At 77.8% G+C, this 2,196-nt stretch carries 1 protein-coding gene and 1 pseudogene; both read left to right on the forward strand.

Annotation, left to right across the window (positions count from 1 at the left end; translation table 11 throughout):
* Nucleotides 1-123: pseudogene (locus NOD94_RS40850) on the forward strand (methionine adenosyltransferase domain-containing protein); the annotation flags it as partial.
* Between the two features lie 92 nt (nt 124-215).
* On the forward strand, nt 216-2,196 hold a 1,981-nt coding region (locus NOD94_RS40855), incomplete at its 3' end, for a primosomal protein N' (RefSeq protein WP_348652382.1).

Below are 2,196 nucleotides of genomic sequence, written 5' to 3' on the forward strand. Positions count from 1 at the left end.
GACCTGCTGCGCCCGATCTACGCGCAGACCGCCGCCTACGGCCACTTCGGCCGCGAACTCCCCGACTTCACCTGGGAGCGCACCGACCGCGTCGACGCCCTGCGCACCGCCGCCGGCCTGTAGGTCGGCCCGCGGGGTACCCGCATCTGACGAACGGCCCCGGACCCATCGGTCCGGGGCCGTTCGCTGTCGGTGGCGTTTGGTAAGAATGCAGTGTGAGCAGCGCGAACGATTCCCCGCCGGAACAGCTCGCCCTGATCCGGGAGATGGTCGCCGAGGCGAAGGCCAAGGCGCCCAAGGCCAAACCGCGGACCTGGCGCGGGGCCGCCCTCGCCGAGGAACTGCCGGTCGCCAGGGTCCTCGTCAACAAGGGCGTCCTCCACCTCGACCGGCCGTTCGACTACGCCGTGCCCGCCGAGCTCTCCGAGGTGGCCCAGCCCGGCGTCCGGGTCCGGGTCCGGTTCGGCGCCGGTTCCCACCGGGTGCACGGCGGTCGCCGCGAGGGCGGCGGCCTCATCGACGGGTTCATCGTCGAGCGGCGCGCCGATTCCGACTACGACGGGGCACTGGCCGCCCTGGCCCAGGTCGTCTCGCCCGAGGTGGTCCTCGGCCCCCGGATGCTGGCCCTGACCCAGGCCGTCGCCGACCGGTACGCCGGCAGCCTCGCCGACGTCCTCCAGCTCGCCCTGCCCCCGCGCAACGCCCGCGCCGAGGCCAAGCCCTCGCCCGAACCCCTGCCCCCGCCGCCCGCGCCCGACCCGGGCGGCTGGGAGCGCTACGGCGCCGGGCCCGGCTTCCTGCACGCCCTCGCCTCCGGCGGCACCCCCCGCGCGGTGTGGACCGCCCTGCCGGGCCCCGGCTGGGCGGACGAACTGGCCCGAGCCATGGCGGCCACCCTCGCCTCCGGCCGCGGCGCCCTCGCGGTAGTCCCCGACGGGCGCACCGCCTCCCGGGTGGACGCGGCGCTCACCGCCCTGCTCGGCGAGGGCCGGCACGCGCTGCTCACCGCCGAATCCGGCCCCGAGAAGCGCTACCGGCAGTGGCTGGCCGTCAGCCGGGGCTCCGTACGCGCCGTCGTCGGCACCCGGGCCGCGATGTTCGCCCCCGTACGGGACCTCGGGCTCGTCGCCGTCTGGGACGACGGCGACTCCAGCCACTCCGACGACCGCGCCCCCTTCCCACACGTCCGGGAGGTACTGGAGCTGCGCGCCGTCACCGACGGCTGCGGGTTCCTCGCCGGGAGCACCAGCTGCACCGTGGAGGCCGCCCAACTGGTCGAGTCCGGTTGGGCCCGGCCGCTGACCGCCGACCGGGAAACGGTCCGCGCCGCCGCGCCCCGGATCCGGACCGTGGGCGACGAACTCCTCGCCCGTGACGGCGCGGCCCGGGCCGCGCGACTGCCGAGCCTGGCCTGGGAAACCGTCCGGGAGGGCCTCAAGGCCGGGCCCGTGCTGGTCCAGGTGCCGCGGCGCGGCTACGTGCCCCGACTCGCCTGCGAGCGGTGCCGCGCCCCCGCCCGCTGCACCGTGTGCGCCGGGCCGCTGGAGGCCCCCGACGAGCGGGACCTGCACTGCGGGTGGTGCGGGCGGGCGGAGCCGGCCTGGCACTGCGAGGAGTGCGGGGGGTTCCGGCTGCGGGCCCAAGTGGTGGGCGCGCGGCGGACCGCCGAGGAACTCGGGCGGGCCTTCCCGGCCGTGCCCGTACGGACCTCCGGGCGTGACCACGTGCTGGACGAGGTACCGGACCGGCCCGCGCTCGTGGTGTGCACCCCGGGCGCCGAACCGGTCGCGGCGGGCGCCGGCTACGCCGCCGCGCTGCTCCTCGACGGTTGGGCCATGTTGACCCGGCCCGACCTGCGGGCGGGGGAGGAGGCGCTGCGGCGCTGGATCGCCGCCGCCGCCCTGGTGCGGGCCGACGGACAGGTGGTGGTCGTCGCCGAGCCGACGTCGCGGCCCGTGCAGGCCCTGGTCCGGTGGGACCCGGTGGGGCACGCCGTACGGGAACTCGCGGAGCGCGCCCAGTTGGGGTTCCCGCCGGTCTCCCGGATGGCGGCGGTGGCCGGCCGGGGGGACGCCCTGGAGGCCTTCCTCGCGGCCGCCGCCCTGCCGCCCGACGCGGAGGTCCTGGGCCCGGTGCCGCTGCCCGGCCGGCGCGGGGAGCCCTCGCCCGGCGAGCGGGCCCTGGTACGGGTCCCGC

This window comes from Streptomyces sp. Isolate_45, from assembly GCF_024721315.2.
Classification (GTDB): domain Bacteria; phylum Actinomycetota; class Actinomycetes; order Streptomycetales; family Streptomycetaceae; genus Streptomyces.